The following is a 15,605-nucleotide window of genomic DNA, read 5'->3' as shown; positions in this document are numbered from 1 at the left end:
CCGTCCATGCGCAGGCGCGGCTGGTCGGCCAGCGCGCCGTCCTTGCCGGCCTCGTAGCGCTCCACGCTCACATCACCCATGAGCTGCAACTCGCTGCCATCGCCGTTGCCCACCGCGCGCTTGGCGGTCGCCAGGGTCAGGCTGCCATCCGGCCCGGTGGCGCGCAGGCGCACCTGGTCGATCTCGATGGTGTCGGTATCGGGATAGGGGCGCATCTCGGCACCCTCGATGCGAAAGCGCAGCTGGCCCTGGGCATCGAAGCGCTGCAGCTCAAAGCCCTCCATGCGGTAGTCGGGCACATGGCGGGGCGGCACCGGCTCCATGGGCCCGTCCGGCGCGGGCGTGTTCTTGACCAGCCACCAGGTGCCTGCGGCCAGCAGGGCCATCAGCAGCAGGGGCAGGTAGTTGGACAAGAGCAGCTGCAGGCGCCACAGCCAGGACTGGCCCACACGGGGCCGGGCAGCTTGCGGACCGCTGGGGGGCGGCGCCAAGGTGGCCATCAGGGCTGGCCCCCATCCAGGGTGGACAGATGGCCGTTGAGCAGATCGCCGTAGCGGCCGGCCGCCATCAGCAGCAGATCGCAGCATTCGCGCGCGGCACCATGGCCGCCGGGGGCGGCGGTCACATGGTGGGCCACGGCCCGGACCTCGGCATGGGCCTGGGCCGGGGCGCAGGCAAAGCCGGCGCGCAGCATGAGCGGCAGGTCGGGCCAGTCGTCGCCCATGGCCGCCACCTGCTCCCAGGCCAGGCCCAGGCTGTCCAGCAGGGGCTGGGCCACGGCCAGCTTGTCCTTGGCGCCGTAGACGGCGTGCTTGAGGCCCAGATCGGCCACGCGGCGGCGCACGGCCGGCGAGTCGCGGCCCGTGATCACGATGGGCGTGATGCCGCCCTGGTCCAGCAGCTTGAGGCCGTGACCGTCCAGGGTGGAGAAGGCCTTGAAGCCCTCGCCCTGCTCGCCGATGTAGATGCGGCCATCGGTCAGCACGCCGTCCACATCGAAGATGGCGGCCTTGAGCCCCAGGCCGGGGCCCTGGGCCTTGAGCAGGAGTTCGGGAGAAAAGCGCAGGGCGGGTGTCAGGCTGTGCATCAGATGACCTTGGCTTGCATCAGATCGTTGATGCTGATCGCGCCGATCAGGCGCTGCGCCTCATCGGTCACCAGCACCAGGGTGATGCGGGCGGATTCCATCAGGTCGGCCGCATCCACGGCCAGGGCCTCGGCGGCGACGGTGCGCGGCTTCTTGGAGGCCACATCGGCGGCGGTGAGTGCGCGCAGATCGCTGCCACGCTCCACCAGGCGGCGCAGATCGCCGTCGGTGAAGATGCCCAGCACGCGCTGCTGGGCGTCCACCACCACGGCCGCGCCCAGGCCCTTGGCGGACATCACGCGCATCATGTCGGTAAAGGGCGTCTCGGGCGCCACGGTGGGCAGGGCCTCGCCGCTGCGCATCAGGTCGCGCACATGGGTGAGCAGCTTGCGACCCAGAGCGCCACCGGGGTGGGAGCGGGCAAAGTCCTCGGGCTTGAAGCCGCGTGCATCCAGCAGGGCCACGGCCAGGGCGTCGCCCAGGGCCATCTGCGCGGTGGTGCTGGCCGTGGGCGCCAAGTTCAGAGGGCAGGCCTCCTGGGCCACCTGGCTGTCCAGCACGATGTCGGCATGGCGGGCCAGGCTGGACTCGGCGCGGCCGGTCATGGCGATGATGCTCACGCCCAGGCGCTTGAGCACGGGCAGGACGGCATTGAGCTCGTCGCTCTCGCCGGAATTGGAAAGGGCCAGCACCACGTCCTTGACCGTCACCATGCCCAGATCGCCGTGGCTGGCCTCGGCCGGGTGCACGAAGAGGGCGGGCGTGCCAGTGGAGGCCAGGGTGGCGGCAATCTTGCGACCCACATGGCCGCTCTTGCCCATGCCCATCACGGCCACACGGCCCTGGCAGGCCAGCACGGTCTGCACCGCACGCACAAAGGACTCACCCAGGCGCGGCGCCATGGCACTGATGCCAGCGGCCTCGATTTCCAGGGTCTGGCGCCCCATGCGCAGGGCGAGGGCGGCGTCAAAGGCGGGAACTGCGCTCATAGGCCGGCAGTGTAGCGGCGTCGTACCCGGCTGTTACCCGGCCGGAGCTGCACTTGGCGCGGCGTCGACCTGGCGGCACGCCAGCCGCCAAGCCTTCGGTCCCATCTCAGCCCAGCCGCTTGCAGGCGGCCGGGCTGAGGCAGGGGTCGGCGGGTCCGCGGGGACCCACCTCGCTCCTGCTTCAGGGATACAGACCGCGTTCTTCGCGGGCTTCCAGCACGCGGGTGCAGGCCACGGTGAAGGCGGCCGTGCGCAGGGAGATGCGGTGCTTCTCGTGGGTTTCCCAGATGCCCTTGAAGGCGCCGATCAGGATCTGGTCCAGACGCACATTGATCTCGTCCTCGGTCCAGAAGAAGCTGGAGAAGTCCTGCACCCATTCGAAGTAGGACACGGTCACGCCGCCGGCATTGGCAATCACGTCCGGCACCACGACGATGCCGCGGTCGGCCAGCACGGCGTCGCCGTCCGGGGTGGTCGGGCCGTTGGCGCCTTCCAGCACCAGGCGGGTCTGCAGGCGCTGGGCGCGCTCGGCCGTGATCTGACCTTCCAGGGCCGCCGGGATCAGCACATCGCTCTTCACATCCCAGAAGTTCTCGCTGGACGCATGGTCGGCCCCCTTGAAGCCGGCCACACCACCGGCCTGGGCCACATGGGCCAGCAGATCGGCCATGTCCATGCCCTTGTCATTGACGATGGTGCCGCTGTGGTCCTGCACGGCCACGATCTTGGCGCCGTTGGCGGCAAACATCTTGGCCGCCACCGAACCCACATTGCCAAAGCCCTGGACCGCGATGCGCGCACCTTCCATGGGCACGTTCAGGCGGCGCATGGCCTCACGCCCCACCACGAAGACGCCGCGACCCGTGGCCGCCACACGGCCCAGCGAGCCGCCCAGCGGGATGGGCTTGCCCGTGACCACGCCGGTGGCGGTGGCGCCCACGTTCATGGAGTAGGTGTCCATCATCCAGGCCATGATCTGGCCGTTGGTGTTCACGTCCGGCGCGGGGATGTCCTGCTGCGGGCCGATGATGATGCCGATCTCGCTGGTGTAGCGGCGCGTGACCTTCTCCAGCTCCTTCAGGGACAGGGTCTTGGGGTCCAGACGGATGCCGCCCTTGGCGCCGCCATAAGGCAGATTGACCGCCGCATTCTTGACCGTCATCCAGGCCGACAGGGCCATCACCTCTTCCAGCGTGACATCGGGGTGGTAGCGCACGCCGCCCTTGCCCGGGCCGCGGGTCAGGCTGTGCTGCACACGGTAGCCCTCGAAGTGCGCGATGGTGCCGTTGTCCATCTCGATGGGAATGTCCACGATCAGGGCACGCTTGGGACGGCGCAGGGTCTCCACCCAGCGCGCCAGCTTGCCCAGATAGGGCTCGACCGCGTCGATCTGGGAGAGGTAGGTGCCCCAGGGACTGTTGCGCGTGGGAGAGACGAAAGACAGGTTGGGCATGAATGAAATGCTCCGTAACTTTTGAGTGGCGCGAACGGTATCGCGAAGCCGGCAGCCCGAGGAGCCCGTCTCGAAGCCGAGTGCACATGCGGCCATGCGGCCCGTGCATAGAGATGCAAACTATTCTCTTGATCGCGGTTCAGCGCAATTTTCTTGCGTCAGAAATAAGAGGGCTTACCCTGATGGTCTGCAGCCAGGGCAAGCACATGCAGGCTGTGCATGAGCAGCCCGGACCAGCCCCGGGGCAATGCTGGCCGCCCGGGCGCTGGCCAGCCCTTAACATGCCCCGATGATCACCTCGCTGGACCTTGCCCTGCTGTATCTCGTTGCCGCCGTTCTCGGGGTTGTGGTCTGCCGCTCGCTCAAGCTGCCGCCCATGCTGGGTTATCTGGTCGTGGGGGTGCTGATCGGGCCCAATGCCCTGGCCCTGGCGGGCGACAACGCGGCCATCCGCTACCTGGCCGAGTTCGGCGTGGTCTTCCTGATGTTCGTGATTGGCCTGGAGTTCAATCTGGCCAAGTTGCGCAGCATGCGCCACCTGGTCTTCGGCCTGGGCCTGCTGCAGGTGCTGCTCACCATCGCGGGCACCCTTCTGGGCCATGTCATGTTGCAGCACGGTCTGGCACTTTTGGGTGTGCAGTGGGAGCTGTCCTGGCAAGGTGCCCTGGTGCTGGGCGCGGCCATGGCCATGAGCTCCACCGCCATCGTGGTCAAGCTCATGGCCGAGCGCCTTGAGCTGGAGAGCGAGCATGGACGCCGCGTGATGGGCGTGCTGCTGTTCCAGGATCTTGCCGTCGTGCCCCTGCTGGTGATGATTCCCGCCCTGGGCAGCGCGGGCGGCAGCATGCTGCAGTCCCTGGGCTGGGCGGCCATCAAGGCCGCGGCCGTGCTGGGCGTGCTGCTGCTGGGGGGGCAGAAGGTGATGCGCTGGTGGCTGACCCTGGTGGCGCGACGCAAGAGTGACGAGCTCTTCATGCTCAATCTGCTGCTGGTCACCCTGGGCCTGGCCTGGGTGACCGAGCATGCCGGCCTGTCTTTGGCCCTGGGCGCCTTTGTGGCCGGCATGCTGATTGCCGAGACCGAGTACAAGCATCAGGTGGAAACCGATATCCGCCCCTTCCACGATGTGCTGCTGGGCCTGTTCTTCATCACCATCGGCATGATGCTGGACTGGCGCCCGGTGTGGGAGCAGTGGCCCCTGGTGCTGGCCCTGACCCTGGCGCCTACCTTCGCCAAGTTCGTGCTGATCACGGGGCTGACCCGCCTGATGCGCGCCCCCACCGGCGTGTCCCTGCGCACCGGCCTGTACCTGGCCCAGGCCGGCGAGTTCGGTTTCGTGCTGCTGACCCTGGGCGCCCAGCATCAGCTGATCGCTCCGCAATGGGTGAGCCCCGTGCTGGCCAGCATGGTGCTGTCCATGCTGGCCACGCCCGTGCTATTCATGTACAGCAACCGCATGGTGATGAAGCTCTCGGCCAATGACTGGCTGATGCAGTCGGTGCAGCTGACCACCATTGCCAAGAAATCCATCAAGGCCGATGCCCACGTCATCATCTGCGGCTACGGCCGCAGCGGCCAGAACCTGGCCCGCCTGCTGGATGCCGAACACATCCCCTATATGGCCCTGGACCTGGACCCGGACCGCGTCCGCCAGGCCGCAGCCGCCGGCCAGAGCGTGGTCTTTGGCGACGCGGCGCGGCTGCAAAGCCTGATGGCCGCCGGCCTGGCCCGCGCCAGCGCCGTGGTGGTGAGCTATCACGACACGCCCTCGGCGCTGAAGATCCTGCAGCTGGTGCGCTCGCACGCGCCCCAGGTGCCGGTGGTGGTGCGCACCATCGATGACACCGATCTGGAGCGGCTGCGCGCCGCCGGCGCCACCGAGGTGGTGCCCGAGGCCATCGAGGGCTCCCTGATGCTGGCCAGCCATGCGCTGGCCCTGGTGGGCGTGCCCATGCGGCGCGTGCTGCGCCTGACCCGCGACGCGCGCGACGCCCGCTACGGCCTGCTGCGCGGCTACTTCCACGGTGCGGATGACGACACGGCGGACGAGCGCGAGCAGGCCCGCCTGCGCTCCGTCACCCTGCCCCCGGCCAGCCCCTATGCCGGGCAGCCCCTGGGGCATCTGGCCCTGCACGCCACCGGTGTGTCCGTGGTGTCCATACGCCGCACCGGCGGCGCCGTGGTGACGGCCACGGACGAGCTGCTGCTGGACAGCGGCGACACCCTGGTGCTCTCGGGCCGCCCTGAGGCCCTGGCCCTGGCGGAAGAGAAGCTGCTGCGGACCTGAGGAGGGCACGCAGCAATACCGCTACGACAACATCACAAGGGTATACACCCATCGCTTGTTGCCAATTGGAGACAATTCATTGATTACAGTCCGCGGCAATCAGCCGTGGCACAACGGCCTGCAGGGAGGTGAGTACATGCACACCATGGATTGCGCGCGCGCAGCTATCGGTGCGTTAGTGCTTTCCGCGAGTGGGTTGGCAGCGGTTGATGTACCCCTGGACTAACCATTCTTCAATTTCATGCAGAAATTCAATATCGCGGCGCTGATGGCCGTCGCCGTGCTTTCCACTGGCTGCGCATCCATCCTCAACGAGCAGACCCAAGCGGTCAACGTCACCTCGTCGAATGGCAAGCCCATGAGCGGCTCGGTGGATGGCAAGGCCTTCAGCGCACCGGCTGTGGTGCAGTTCACCCGCGCCAAGGGCGACAAGGTTGTGACCGTCGATACCCCGGGCTGCGCAAAGTCCACGGCCGTTCCTAGCTCGGTCGACACCAAGTTCTTCATCAACATTCTGAGCGGCGGCGCGCTGGGTTCGACCACGGACTACGCGACCGAGCGCATGTGGAAGTACGCCGACTCTGTGGTCGTCAGCTGCCAGTGATCGAACGCCTGCGCTTGCGCATGCAAAGCGGCCTACGGGCCGCTTTTGCATTGCTATGTGTCGTGGCGGTTCCAGCTGCGGCAACCAGTCTCGAAGCGATAGCCAAGGATCCCGCTTGGGCTGCATTACTGCATGTGCGTCATGGCAAGCCCATGGTGATCGATCCATCCTTCATGCTGTCCCTGCCACGGTTTTCGTTGGAAGCCGAGCTCAAAGCTACGGTCGTGCTGATCGAGGGCCCCGATCCTCTCAGCGTATGTCGTTTTCCAGCCCGCTACCTTTGGCTTCGAAGCCAAGGGGCCGTCGCTGAACGCTCGCTGGAACACTGCGCCGATCTCAAAGAATTCGACTCGCGCGCGCCGATGGATCAGGTCTCGCTGGTGTTTGCCTCCGAGACACTGAGCCAGCCATCGAGCATGATGGGCCACGTGTTTCTCAAGCTCAGCGGCACAGACAAGAGCGGAGTGGAGCGTGAGCACGCAATCTCCTTCTTCACAGAGCCCGTCACCTGGAATCTGCCGCGCCTGTTCTGGCGCAGCCTCGTTGCTGGTATGCCCGGCTTCTTCACATTGGGTCCGTACGAGGAACAGGTTCAGAGCTACATCGGCCGAGAAGAGCGCAATCTCTGGGAGTTCCCCCTGCAACTGGACGCTGACCAGCGCCAATTGCTGCAAGCCCACTTGATTGAGCTGCGGCCGGTGCAATTCACGTACTACTTCCAGAGCTACAACTGTGCGACCCTGGTCAAGCAACTCTTGGCTGCAGTCCAACCCACTGTTGCGGCCGAAGCAGACCTCTGGACTACACCCAAAGATGTGGTGCGCTCAGCACACCGTGCCGGCCTGCTTTCGCCGGCCAAGGCCGTTAGCGCTCCACGCTGGACGCTTCACCTTCTGGACCAAGCGCTGACAGCAGACGATGTCGCGGCAGTGCAGCAGGCAGTGACCACAAGCAACCTTCCTCCGGCTCAGGCTGACGAGGTGCGTGGGTTTCTGCGCCAACAGGCTGCGCAAGCCCTGAACCAGCAGTGGGTGAACTCGGGTCAGCGTTCGCCAGATGCCGGGCTGAACTACTTGCAGAAGCTGCGGACCCTGCCTCCAAACGAGCGGACCCTGAGCAGCGATCCCCGCTTGAGCCCCATCGCAGCACCACCCGATTCGCAACTCAGTATCGGTCTTCGAAGACACGATGGTGATGACTCGCTGCTCGTCGAGTTTCTGCCCGCATCGCACCGACTGGAAGATCGCAACGACATGTACTTCAGCGAGAGTGCATTGAGGCTGTTTGAGCTCGCACTCACGCAGTCCTTGCGCGGCCGAGGTGCCCGTGTGGACAGAGCGACTGTGTACGCGGTGGAGTCCTTCCTTCCACGTGATCGGTTCACCGGTGGTCTATCCGGCCGCTTCAAGATCAGCCACGAACAACAGGCTGGAGACAAGATGCTCGGCCGCAGCAGCCTGCTGGTTGAGGCCGGTCTCGGTTTGACGAAGCGTTTCGGTCGCGACGTTGATGTGTTTGCCATGGCCAATCTGGGGGTCGGCGCACGCGGCGGTGCCTACCTATATGCGCAACCCAGCATCGGTTTCATCCTGCGTCAGGTTTTCGACATGAAGGCCGTGGTCACCCTCAATGTGCTGCACAACGGACTGGGCGATCGTCAAACCCACCGTGAACTCCAGTGGACCCAGGCGAAGTACCTTGGACCCAACTGGACGGTGGTAGGCGTCTATGCCCTGCGTCAGCAAGCTGATCGATCCCAGCGTCACGCGGAGGTGCGGCTCAAGCGCGTGTTCTGAACGGGATCAGGGGCTCGAGACGGTTTGACACATGGGCGACAAGCCCCAGCGGCGCCTTGAGCCACACTCGCGGGAAGCCATCGGGAGCCCGCCATGCACTTCGACTACAGCCCCAAGGTCCAGCAACTGCGCGAGCGTCTGCTGGCCTTCTTCGAGCAGCACATCTACCCGAATGAGCGCCGCTTCCATGAAGAGGTGGAGGCCAATCGCCGCGGCGGCAATGCCTGGGTGCCCACGCGCCTGATCGAGGAGCTCAAGCCCCTGGCGCGCGAGGCCGGCCTGTGGAATCTGTTCCTGCCCCGCTCGGCGCGTGCACCGGAGGGCCTGTCGAATCTGGAATACGCGCCGCTGTGCGAAATCATGGGCCGCGTGGCCTGGGCGCCCGAGGTCTTCAACTGCTCGGCCCCCGACACCGGCAATATGGAGACGCTGGAACGCTACGGCAGCGAGGCGATCAAGGACCGCTGGCTGGAGCCCCTGCTGCGCGGCGAGATCCGCTCGGCCTTTCTGATGACCGAGCCCGATGTGGCCTCCAGCGATGCCACCAATATCGAATGCTCCATCGTGCGCGAGGGCGACGAGTACCTGATCAATGGCCGCAAGTGGTGGTCCAGCGGCGCGGGCGATCCGCGCTGCAAGCTCTTCATCGTGATGGGAAAGACCGACCCCCAGGCGGGCCGGCATGAGCAGCAGTCCATGATCCTGGTGCCCGCCGATGCGCCGGGTGTGCGCGTGATCCGGCCGCTGAGCGTGTTCGGCTACGACGATGCGCCGCACGGCCATATGGAAATCGAGCTGAAGAATGTGCGCGTGCCCGCCAGCAACATCCTGCTGGGCGAGGGCCGCGGCTTCGAGATCGCCCAGGGCCGCCTGGGCCCCGGGCGCATCCACCACTGCATGCGCTCCATAGGCGCGGCCGAGCGCGCCCTGGAGCTGATGTGCCAGCGCGCCATTGCACGCCATGCCTTTGGCAAGACCATCGCCCAGCAGACGGTGACGCAGGAACGCATCGCCGAGGCACGCTGCAGCATCGAGCAGGCCCGCCTGCTCACGCTCAAGGCCGCCTACATGATGGACACCGTGGGCAACAAGGTGGCCAAGGCCGAGATCGCCATGATCAAGATCGTGGCGCCCAATATGGCGCTCAAGGTCATCGACTGGGCCATCCAGGTGCATGGCGGCATGGGCGTCTCGGACGACACGCCCCTGGCCTATATGTGGGCCTTGCAGCGCACCCTGCGCCTGGCGGATGGCCCCGACGAGGTGCACCGCAATATGCTGGCCAAACTGGAGCTCTCCACCCACATGAAGCTGTCCGCCGACAGCGTGCAGCCTCCCATCACCCGCGGGGCCTGACAGGCGGCGGCCAGGGCCGCAATCCCCCCATGGGAGGGCCCTGGCGCCATGGCGCTCGGGGGGCTAGCATCGCCGGCTTCACCGGTCAGCACACGCCCCGCCCATGTCCCGACCCCTGCCGCCGCGTACCTGGCTTCCCCTGGCCCTGGGCCTGGGCTTGCTGCTGCAGTTGCTGGTCTGGCTGGGCAGTCTCGGCGCGCCCAGCCTGGCAGCACATCTGCATGGGCTGGCCGGGCTGAGCCTGGCCCTGGGCCTGGCCGTGGCGGCACTGGCCCTGTTTGCCCTGGCCTATGAGCGGGCGCGTGCCGAGCGGGCACGCACCACGCTGGAAGAAGCCATAGACGCCCTGCCGGCCAGCGTGGAGATCTTCGATGCGCGCGACCGCCTGGTCGCCTTCAACAAGCGCCTGGTGGAGCTCTACCCCCACAAGCTGCGCGAATTCCAGCGCGGCGCCAGCTTCGAGCAGCTGGTGCGCGCCTCGCTGGAGAACGGCGGCGTGCCCGAGGCCCTGGGCCGCGAACAGGAGTGGCTGGCCGAACGCAAGCGCCAACGCGGCACCCAGACCGCCCCCCTGCTGCAGCGCGTGCACGACGATATCTGGCTGCACATCTTCGAGCGCCGCACCCCCTCGGGTGGCATTGTGGGTGTGCGCCTGGAGGTGAGCGAGCTGGTGCGCGAGCAGCAGCGCCTGGCCGCCAGCCAGGCCCATCTGCAGGCCCTGATCCACGCGGCCGGCAATGGCATCGTCTCCCTGGACACCGAGGGCCATATGCTGGACGTCAACCCGGCTTGCGAGCGCCTGTTCGGCTTCCCGGCCGGCGAGCTGCGCGGCAGCCACCTCAGCATGCTGGTCAACAATCTCCCTGCCGGCCCGCAAGACCTGGCACGGGCTCGTGACGGCCAGGAATTCAGCGCCCGCCACCGCGACGGCCACGAGCTCTGCGTGCACCTGGTGGTGGCCGAGGTGCACACCGCCACCACCCATATCTTCGTGGGCATGCTCACCGATCTGAGCGAGCGCAAGCGCCAGGAGCTGCGCCTGCGTCAGGCCAATGAGCTGCTGGCCCGCCAGTCCACCACCGATGGTCTCACCGGCGTGGGCAACCGCCGGCTCTTCGACCAGGCCCTGCAGATCGAGTGGCAGCGCAGCGCGCGCGCCGGCACACCGCTGGCCATGCTGCTGATCGACATCGACCACTTCAAGCAATACAACGACCACTACGGCCATGTGGCCGGCGACGACTGCCTGCGCCGTGTGGCCTCCCTGCTGCGCTCCTGCGTGGGCCGCGGTGGCGAGCCGGTGTGCCGCTACGGCGGCGAAGAGTTCGCGGTGCTGCTGGTGGACACCGATCTGGCCGGCGCCCAGGTCGTGGCCCAGCGCTGCCTGGACAGCGTGCGCCTGGCGGCCATTGAACATGCGGCCTCGCCACTGCGGCCGGCGGTCAGCCTGTCCATCGGCGTGGCGGCCTGCGTGGCCCAGTCGGATCACCCCGCCCAGCGCCTGATCGAGGCGGCCGATGCCGCGCTCTACCAGTCCAAGCAGAGCGGGCGCGCACGCATGAGCAGCCACGCGCAAAAAGTCTGCTGATCGGCCCAGCGGCGCCACAGGCGCGACAATCGGGCCATGCAAGACGCCCTCGCCTTTTTGAAACAGCAGATCCGCACCGTGCCGGACTGGCCCGAGCCGGGCGTGCAGTTCCGCGACATCACGCCCCTGCTGTCCAATCCGCGCGCCTTCCGCGTGCTGATCGACCAGTTCGTGCACCGCTACTTCGACCAGCAGCCCACGGCCGTGGCCGGGCTGGACGCGCGCGGCTTCATCATCGGCTCGGTGCTGGCCTACGAGCTCAACATCGGCTTCGTGCCCATCCGCAAGAAGGGCAAGCTGCCCTTCACCACGGTGGAAGAGACCTATGAGCTGGAGTACGGCAATGCCACGGTGGAGATGCATACCGATGCCGTGAAGCCCGGTGACCGCGTGATGCTGATCGACGACCTGATCGCCACCGGCGGCACCATGATGGCCGGCAAGCGCCTGCTGGAACGCCTGGGCGCCACCGTGATCGAAGGCGCCGCCATCGTGGACCTGCCCGAGCTGGGCGGCTCCAAGCGCCTGCGCGACAGCGGCCTGCCGCTGTTCACCCTGGTCGATTTCGAAGGGCACTGACAAACGCCATGGCCAAGCCCATTCCCCGCCTCAGCCCCGAGCAGATCCAGGCCGTCGTGAAAACCGCCTGGGAAGACAGCCCGCCCTACAACAAGGTGCTGATGGAGCACGGCGTAGGCGCCGGCGCCCTGGTGCAGCTGATGAAGCGCGAGCTCACCAGCAGCGCCTTCAAGCTCTGGCAGGCCCGTGCCAAGGCCGCCAAGGCGCCCACCGTGAAAGCCCGCTGGCCCTATGGACGCTGAACGCGAAGGCGCGGCGCAGGAACCTATCCTGCCCCTGGGCGCCCTCAATGTGATGGGCACACCCCTGGTGCCCTGCTCCTACGACCCGCTCACCGGCTTCTTCCGCGACGGCTGCTGCAACACCGACGCGCAGGATCTGGGCAGCCACCTGATCTGCGCCCGCGTCACGGCCGAGTTCCTGCGCTTCTCGCAGGCCGCAGGCAATGACCTGAGCACCCCTCGGCCCGAGTACCGTTTTGCCGGCCTCAAGCCCGGCGACCGCTGGTGCCTGTGCGCCCTGCGCTGGCTGCAAGCCTGGGAGGCCGGCGTGGCCCCGCCCGTGGTGCTGGAGAGCACCCACATCCAGGCGCTGAAGTTCGTGACGCTGGAGCAGTTGAGGGCGGCAGGCTGAGGGGCCGCCGCCTGCACTCACTTGCCAATACAGAAGCTGCTGAAGATCACCCCCAGCAGCTCGTCCGCCGTGAAGGCGCCGGTGATCTCGCCCAGGGCGTCGTGGGCCAGGCGCAGTTCCTCGGCCAAGAGGTCCAGGGCCGGGGGCCGCTGGGTGGAGACGCCGTGGGCCAGCTCCAGGTGCTCGCGGGTGCGGCGCAAGGCCTGCACATGGCGCTCGCGGGCGATGAACTGGCCCTCGGGCACGGCGTGCCAGCCCACCTGCTCCAGCAGGCGCTTGCGCAGCGCTTCCAGGCCTGAGCCGGTCTTGGCCGAGAGGGTGAGTGCGCCAGCGGGCAGGGCCTCGGCCGCCACGGCATCGGCCTTGTTGTAGAGCTGCAGGATGCGGGCCGGGTCCACCGCGGCCAGGCGGGCGCGGATCTCGGCGTCCTCGGCCTCGTAGACGGGCTCGCCCACCCGGGTGAGGTCGTGCAGGAAGAGCACGACATCGGCGTCCTCGATGGCCTCCCAGCTGCGGGCCACGCCGATGCGCTCCACCACGTCCTCGGTCTCGCGCAGGCCGGCGGTGTCGCTGATGTGCAGGGGCACGCCCTCGATCTGTATGGTCTGGCTGACCTTGTCGCGCGTGGTGCCGGGAATGGGCGTGACGATGGCCAGCTCGGCGCCGGCCAGGGCATTGAGCAGGGAGCTCTTGCCCACATTGGGCTGGCCGGCCAGCACCACCTTGATGCCCTCGCGCAGCAGGGCGCCCTGGCGGGTGCGGTCCAGCACGCCGTCCAGGCGCTCGGTCAGGCGCGCCAGGCGGCCCAGGGCGTCGGCCTGCTGCAGAAAGTCGATCTCTTCCTCGGGGAAGTCCAGCGTGGCCTCGACCAGCATGCGCAGCTGGATCAGGGCGTCGCGCAGGGCGCCCACCTCGCTGGACAGGGCGCCGGACAAAGCGCGGCTGGCGCTGCGGGCCGCGGTCTCGGTGCTGGCGTCGATCAGGTCGGCCACGGCCTCGGCCTGGGCCAGGTCCAGCTTGCCGTTGAGGAAGGCACGCTGGGTGAATTCACCGGGTTCGGCCAGACGGATGTGCTTGAGCGCGGGCGCGGCCGCGCCGGCCTCCAGGCAGCGGGCCAGCAGCAGCTGCAGCACCACAGGCCCGCCATGAGCCTGCAGCTCCAGCACATGCTCGCCGGTGTAGCTGTGGGGTGCCGGAAAGAGCAGGGCCAGGCCCTGGTCTATGGCCTCGCCGGTGGCGGCGCGAAAAGGCAGATAGCTGGCCTCGCGGGGCTTGAGGCTGCGGCCGCACAGGGCCTGCACCAGCGGGGCCAGGTCTTGCGGTGAGGAGACACGCACGATGCCCACGGCGCCTCGTCCGGGGGCGGTGGCAATGGCGGCGATGGGGTCCTGGTGGCGCGAGAGCATGCCGCGATTGTCTGACGATTGTCAGCAGGGCGCCGTCCTGGACAGAGCGCCAGCGCGAAAGCGCGGCGGCAGGACTGGAGGGGAAGGTGGCGCGGGGGAGGCTGCGCCGGAAACTCTCGTGAGCGTCCGGTGCCAGCCCAGCCCGCCGCACCAGGGCTCAGACATCGAACCGGTCGGCGGGTCACTGCCCCGCATAAGCCCATTAAAGCCCCTGGGGCCCCATGAAAAAAGCCCCCAGACGGGGGAGCGTCCGGGGGCTTTCGTGATGGAGTGGCGTTGGGGCCGGCTTCAGTGCTGTACGCCCATCTGCTTGTTGATCATCCACTGCTGGGCGATGGACAGGATGTTGTTCACCAGCCAGTAGAGCACCAGGCCCGAGGGGAAGAAGAAGAACATCACGCCAAAGGCCAGGGGCATGATCCACATCATCTTGGCCTGCACCGGATCCGGCGGGGCCGGGTTCAGCCAGACCTGGAACAGGCTGGTGACCGTCATCAGCACGGGCAGGATGTAGTAGGGGTCCTTGGCCGAGAGGTCGGTGATCCACAGAATCCAGGGCGCGTGGCGCATTTCCACGCTGGACAGCAGCACCCAGTACAGGGCGATGAAGAAGGGCATCTGCAGGAAGATGGGCAGGCAGGACCCGATGGGGTTGACCTTCTCCTCGCGGTAGATGCGCATCATCTCCTGCTGCATCTGCTGCGGCTTGTCCTTCAGGCGCTCGCGCAGTTCCATGATGCGCGGGTTCACCGCCTTCATCTTGGCCATGCTGCGGTAGGCGCTGGCATTGAGCCAGTAGAAGGCGATCTTGAGCAGCACCACCAGGGCGATGATGGCCCAGCCCCAGTTGCCCAGCAGCTTGTGCAGCTGGTCCAGCAGCCAGAACAGGGGCTTGGACAGGATGGTGAACCAGCCATAGTCCTTCACCAGCTCCAGACCGGGGGCCAGCACGGCCAGCTTCTTCTCTTCCTGGGGACCCACGAAGAGCAGGTCTTCGGCGCTCACGCTGGCGCCCGGCGCGGCCTGGCCCATGGGGAAGACCATGCCCACGGTGTAGAGGTTGTTGTCCACCTTGCGCGCGAAAAACTCGCGCGGGCTCTGCGCATTGCGCAGCCAGGCGCTGGCGAAGTAATGCTGCACCATGGCCACCCAGCCATCGCTGGCGCTCTTTTCGAACTCGGCCTTGCTCTTCTCGATGTCCTTGAAGTCCAGCTTCTGGAACTTGGCCTTGTCCGTGTAGACGGCCGGGCCGGTGAAGGTGGCGTAGAAGCTCGACTCACCGGGGCCGGCGCTGCCGTCACGCATCAGCTGCACATAGAGCTGGGGCGACAGGGGGGCCGCCGAGACGTTCTGCACCTCGTGCTTGACCGAGACGGCATAGTCGCCGCGCTTGAAGCTGTAGGTCTTGATCAGCTTGACGCCGCCCATCTCGGGCGACTCGAAGCGCACCACCAGCTCCTGCGCACCCTCGGCAAGCTCGCGGGCGCCGGGCTGCACGGTCATGGTGTTGAGGTGGTTGGGCGCACCGGCAATACCCACCAGACCGGTCTGGGCCACATAGGTGTGGCCGGCGCTGCGCTTGAGCAGCACCACATTGCCGCTGGGATCGCTCTCGTCCTTGTGCTTGAGCAACTCGACACGCACCAGGCTGCCGCCCTGGCTGTCCAGCGTGGCCTTGATCACGTCGGTGCGGATCTCCACGGTCTCGCTGGCCGGTGCCTGCACCGACGTGATCAAGGCCACGCTGGACAGCCAGGGCGGCAGCCTGGTGCGTGTCGAGTTGCTCAAGCACAAGGACGAGAGCGATCCCAGCGGCAATGTGGTGCT

The 15,605-nt window shown here is 67.2% G+C and carries 14 protein-coding genes; 8 read left to right on the top strand and 6 right to left on the bottom strand.

Annotated elements, in window-relative coordinates; genetic code table 11:
* The 4 genes from lptC to ACK5F2_RS10460 form a co-directional block, all read right to left on the bottom strand.
* On the bottom strand, positions 1-491 hold a 491-nt coding region (lptC, locus tag ACK5F2_RS10475), incomplete at its 3' end, for an LPS export ABC transporter periplasmic protein LptC (protein ID WP_409864526.1).
* Positions 492-499: 8 nt separating this feature from the next.
* Positions 500-1,087 (bottom strand): KdsC family phosphatase, encoded by a 588-nt coding sequence (locus ACK5F2_RS10470; RefSeq protein ID WP_409864525.1) that lies wholly within the window; start codon positions 1,085-1,087, stop codon positions 500-502.
* Complete coding sequence (locus ACK5F2_RS10465; RefSeq protein ID WP_409864524.1) at positions 1,087-2,076, bottom strand: SIS domain-containing protein; 990 nt, start codon at positions 2,074-2,076, stop codon at positions 1,087-1,089. The genes ACK5F2_RS10470 and ACK5F2_RS10465 overlap by 1 nt, the downstream gene beginning before the upstream one ends.
* 181 nt (positions 2,077-2,257) lie before the next feature.
* The gene (locus ACK5F2_RS10460) at positions 2,258-3,529 is read right to left on the bottom strand and encodes a Glu/Leu/Phe/Val family dehydrogenase (RefSeq protein ID WP_409864523.1); all 1,272 of its coding nucleotides are present in this window, start codon (positions 3,527-3,529) and stop codon (positions 2,258-2,260) included.
* Positions 3,530-3,818: 289 nt separating this feature from the next.
* Here ACK5F2_RS10460 and ACK5F2_RS10455 point away from each other — a divergent pair, with 289 nt between their 5' ends.
* From ACK5F2_RS10455 to ACK5F2_RS10420, 8 genes are all read left to right on the top strand, one after another.
* Complete coding sequence (locus ACK5F2_RS10455) at positions 3,819-5,816, top strand: cation:proton antiporter (RefSeq protein ID WP_409864521.1); 1,998 nt, start codon at positions 3,819-3,821, stop codon at positions 5,814-5,816.
* A 241-nt stretch (positions 5,817-6,057) separates the two neighbouring features.
* Entirely contained in the window at positions 6,058-6,420 is a 363-nt protein-coding gene (locus tag ACK5F2_RS10450; protein WP_409864520.1) for a hypothetical protein, read from the top strand.
* Positions 6,417-8,216 (top strand): DUF4105 domain-containing protein, encoded by a 1,800-nt coding sequence (locus ACK5F2_RS10445; RefSeq protein ID WP_409864519.1) that lies wholly within the window; start codon positions 6,417-6,419, stop codon positions 8,214-8,216. Before ACK5F2_RS10450 ends, ACK5F2_RS10445 begins: the two co-directional genes overlap by 4 nt.
* A 93-nt stretch (positions 8,217-8,309) precedes the next feature.
* On the top strand, positions 8,310-9,572 hold the full coding sequence (locus tag ACK5F2_RS10440) for an acyl-CoA dehydrogenase family protein (protein WP_409864518.1): 1,263 nt from the start codon (positions 8,310-8,312) through the stop codon (positions 9,570-9,572).
* Between the two features lie 103 nt (positions 9,573-9,675).
* Positions 9,676-11,160: a diguanylate cyclase domain-containing protein gene (locus ACK5F2_RS10435; protein ID WP_409864517.1), complete on the top strand. Its 1,485-nt coding sequence runs from the start codon at positions 9,676-9,678 to the stop codon at positions 11,158-11,160.
* A gap of 36 nt (positions 11,161-11,196) precedes the next feature.
* On the top strand, positions 11,197-11,739 hold the full coding sequence (locus tag ACK5F2_RS10430; protein ID WP_409864516.1) for an adenine phosphoribosyltransferase: 543 nt from the start codon (positions 11,197-11,199) through the stop codon (positions 11,737-11,739).
* Positions 11,740-11,747: 8 nt separating this feature from the next.
* On the top strand, positions 11,748-11,981 hold the full coding sequence (locus tag ACK5F2_RS10425) for a DUF2805 domain-containing protein (protein ID WP_409864515.1): 234 nt from the start codon (positions 11,748-11,750) through the stop codon (positions 11,979-11,981).
* Positions 11,971-12,372: a DUF2237 family protein gene (locus tag ACK5F2_RS10420; protein WP_409864514.1), complete on the top strand. Its 402-nt coding sequence runs from the start codon at positions 11,971-11,973 to the stop codon at positions 12,370-12,372. Before ACK5F2_RS10425 ends, ACK5F2_RS10420 begins: the two co-directional genes overlap by 11 nt.
* Before the next feature lie 17 nt (positions 12,373-12,389).
* Here the strand turns inward: ACK5F2_RS10420 and mnmE are convergent, their stop codons facing one another.
* Together mnmE and yidC are read right to left on the bottom strand one after the other, a co-directional pair.
* Positions 12,390-13,778, bottom strand: a complete 1,389-nt coding sequence (mnmE, locus tag ACK5F2_RS10415) for a tRNA uridine-5-carboxymethylaminomethyl(34) synthesis GTPase MnmE (protein ID WP_409864513.1) — start codon at positions 13,776-13,778, stop codon at positions 12,390-12,392.
* 288 nt (positions 13,779-14,066) lie between these two features.
* A complete protein-coding gene (gene yidC, locus ACK5F2_RS10410; RefSeq protein ID WP_409864527.1) occupies positions 14,067-15,542 on the bottom strand; it encodes a membrane protein insertase YidC in 1,476 nt (491 codons plus the stop codon).
* Between the last annotated feature and the right edge of the window lie 63 nt (positions 15,543-15,605).

Origin of the sequence: Roseateles sp. (genome assembly GCF_046300915.1) — a bacterium.
Lineage (GTDB): Bacteria > Pseudomonadota > Gammaproteobacteria > Burkholderiales > Burkholderiaceae_C > Kinneretia.
Note: the sequence above shows the minus strand (reverse complement) of the source record. Positions and strands in the feature narration are given on the sequence as shown.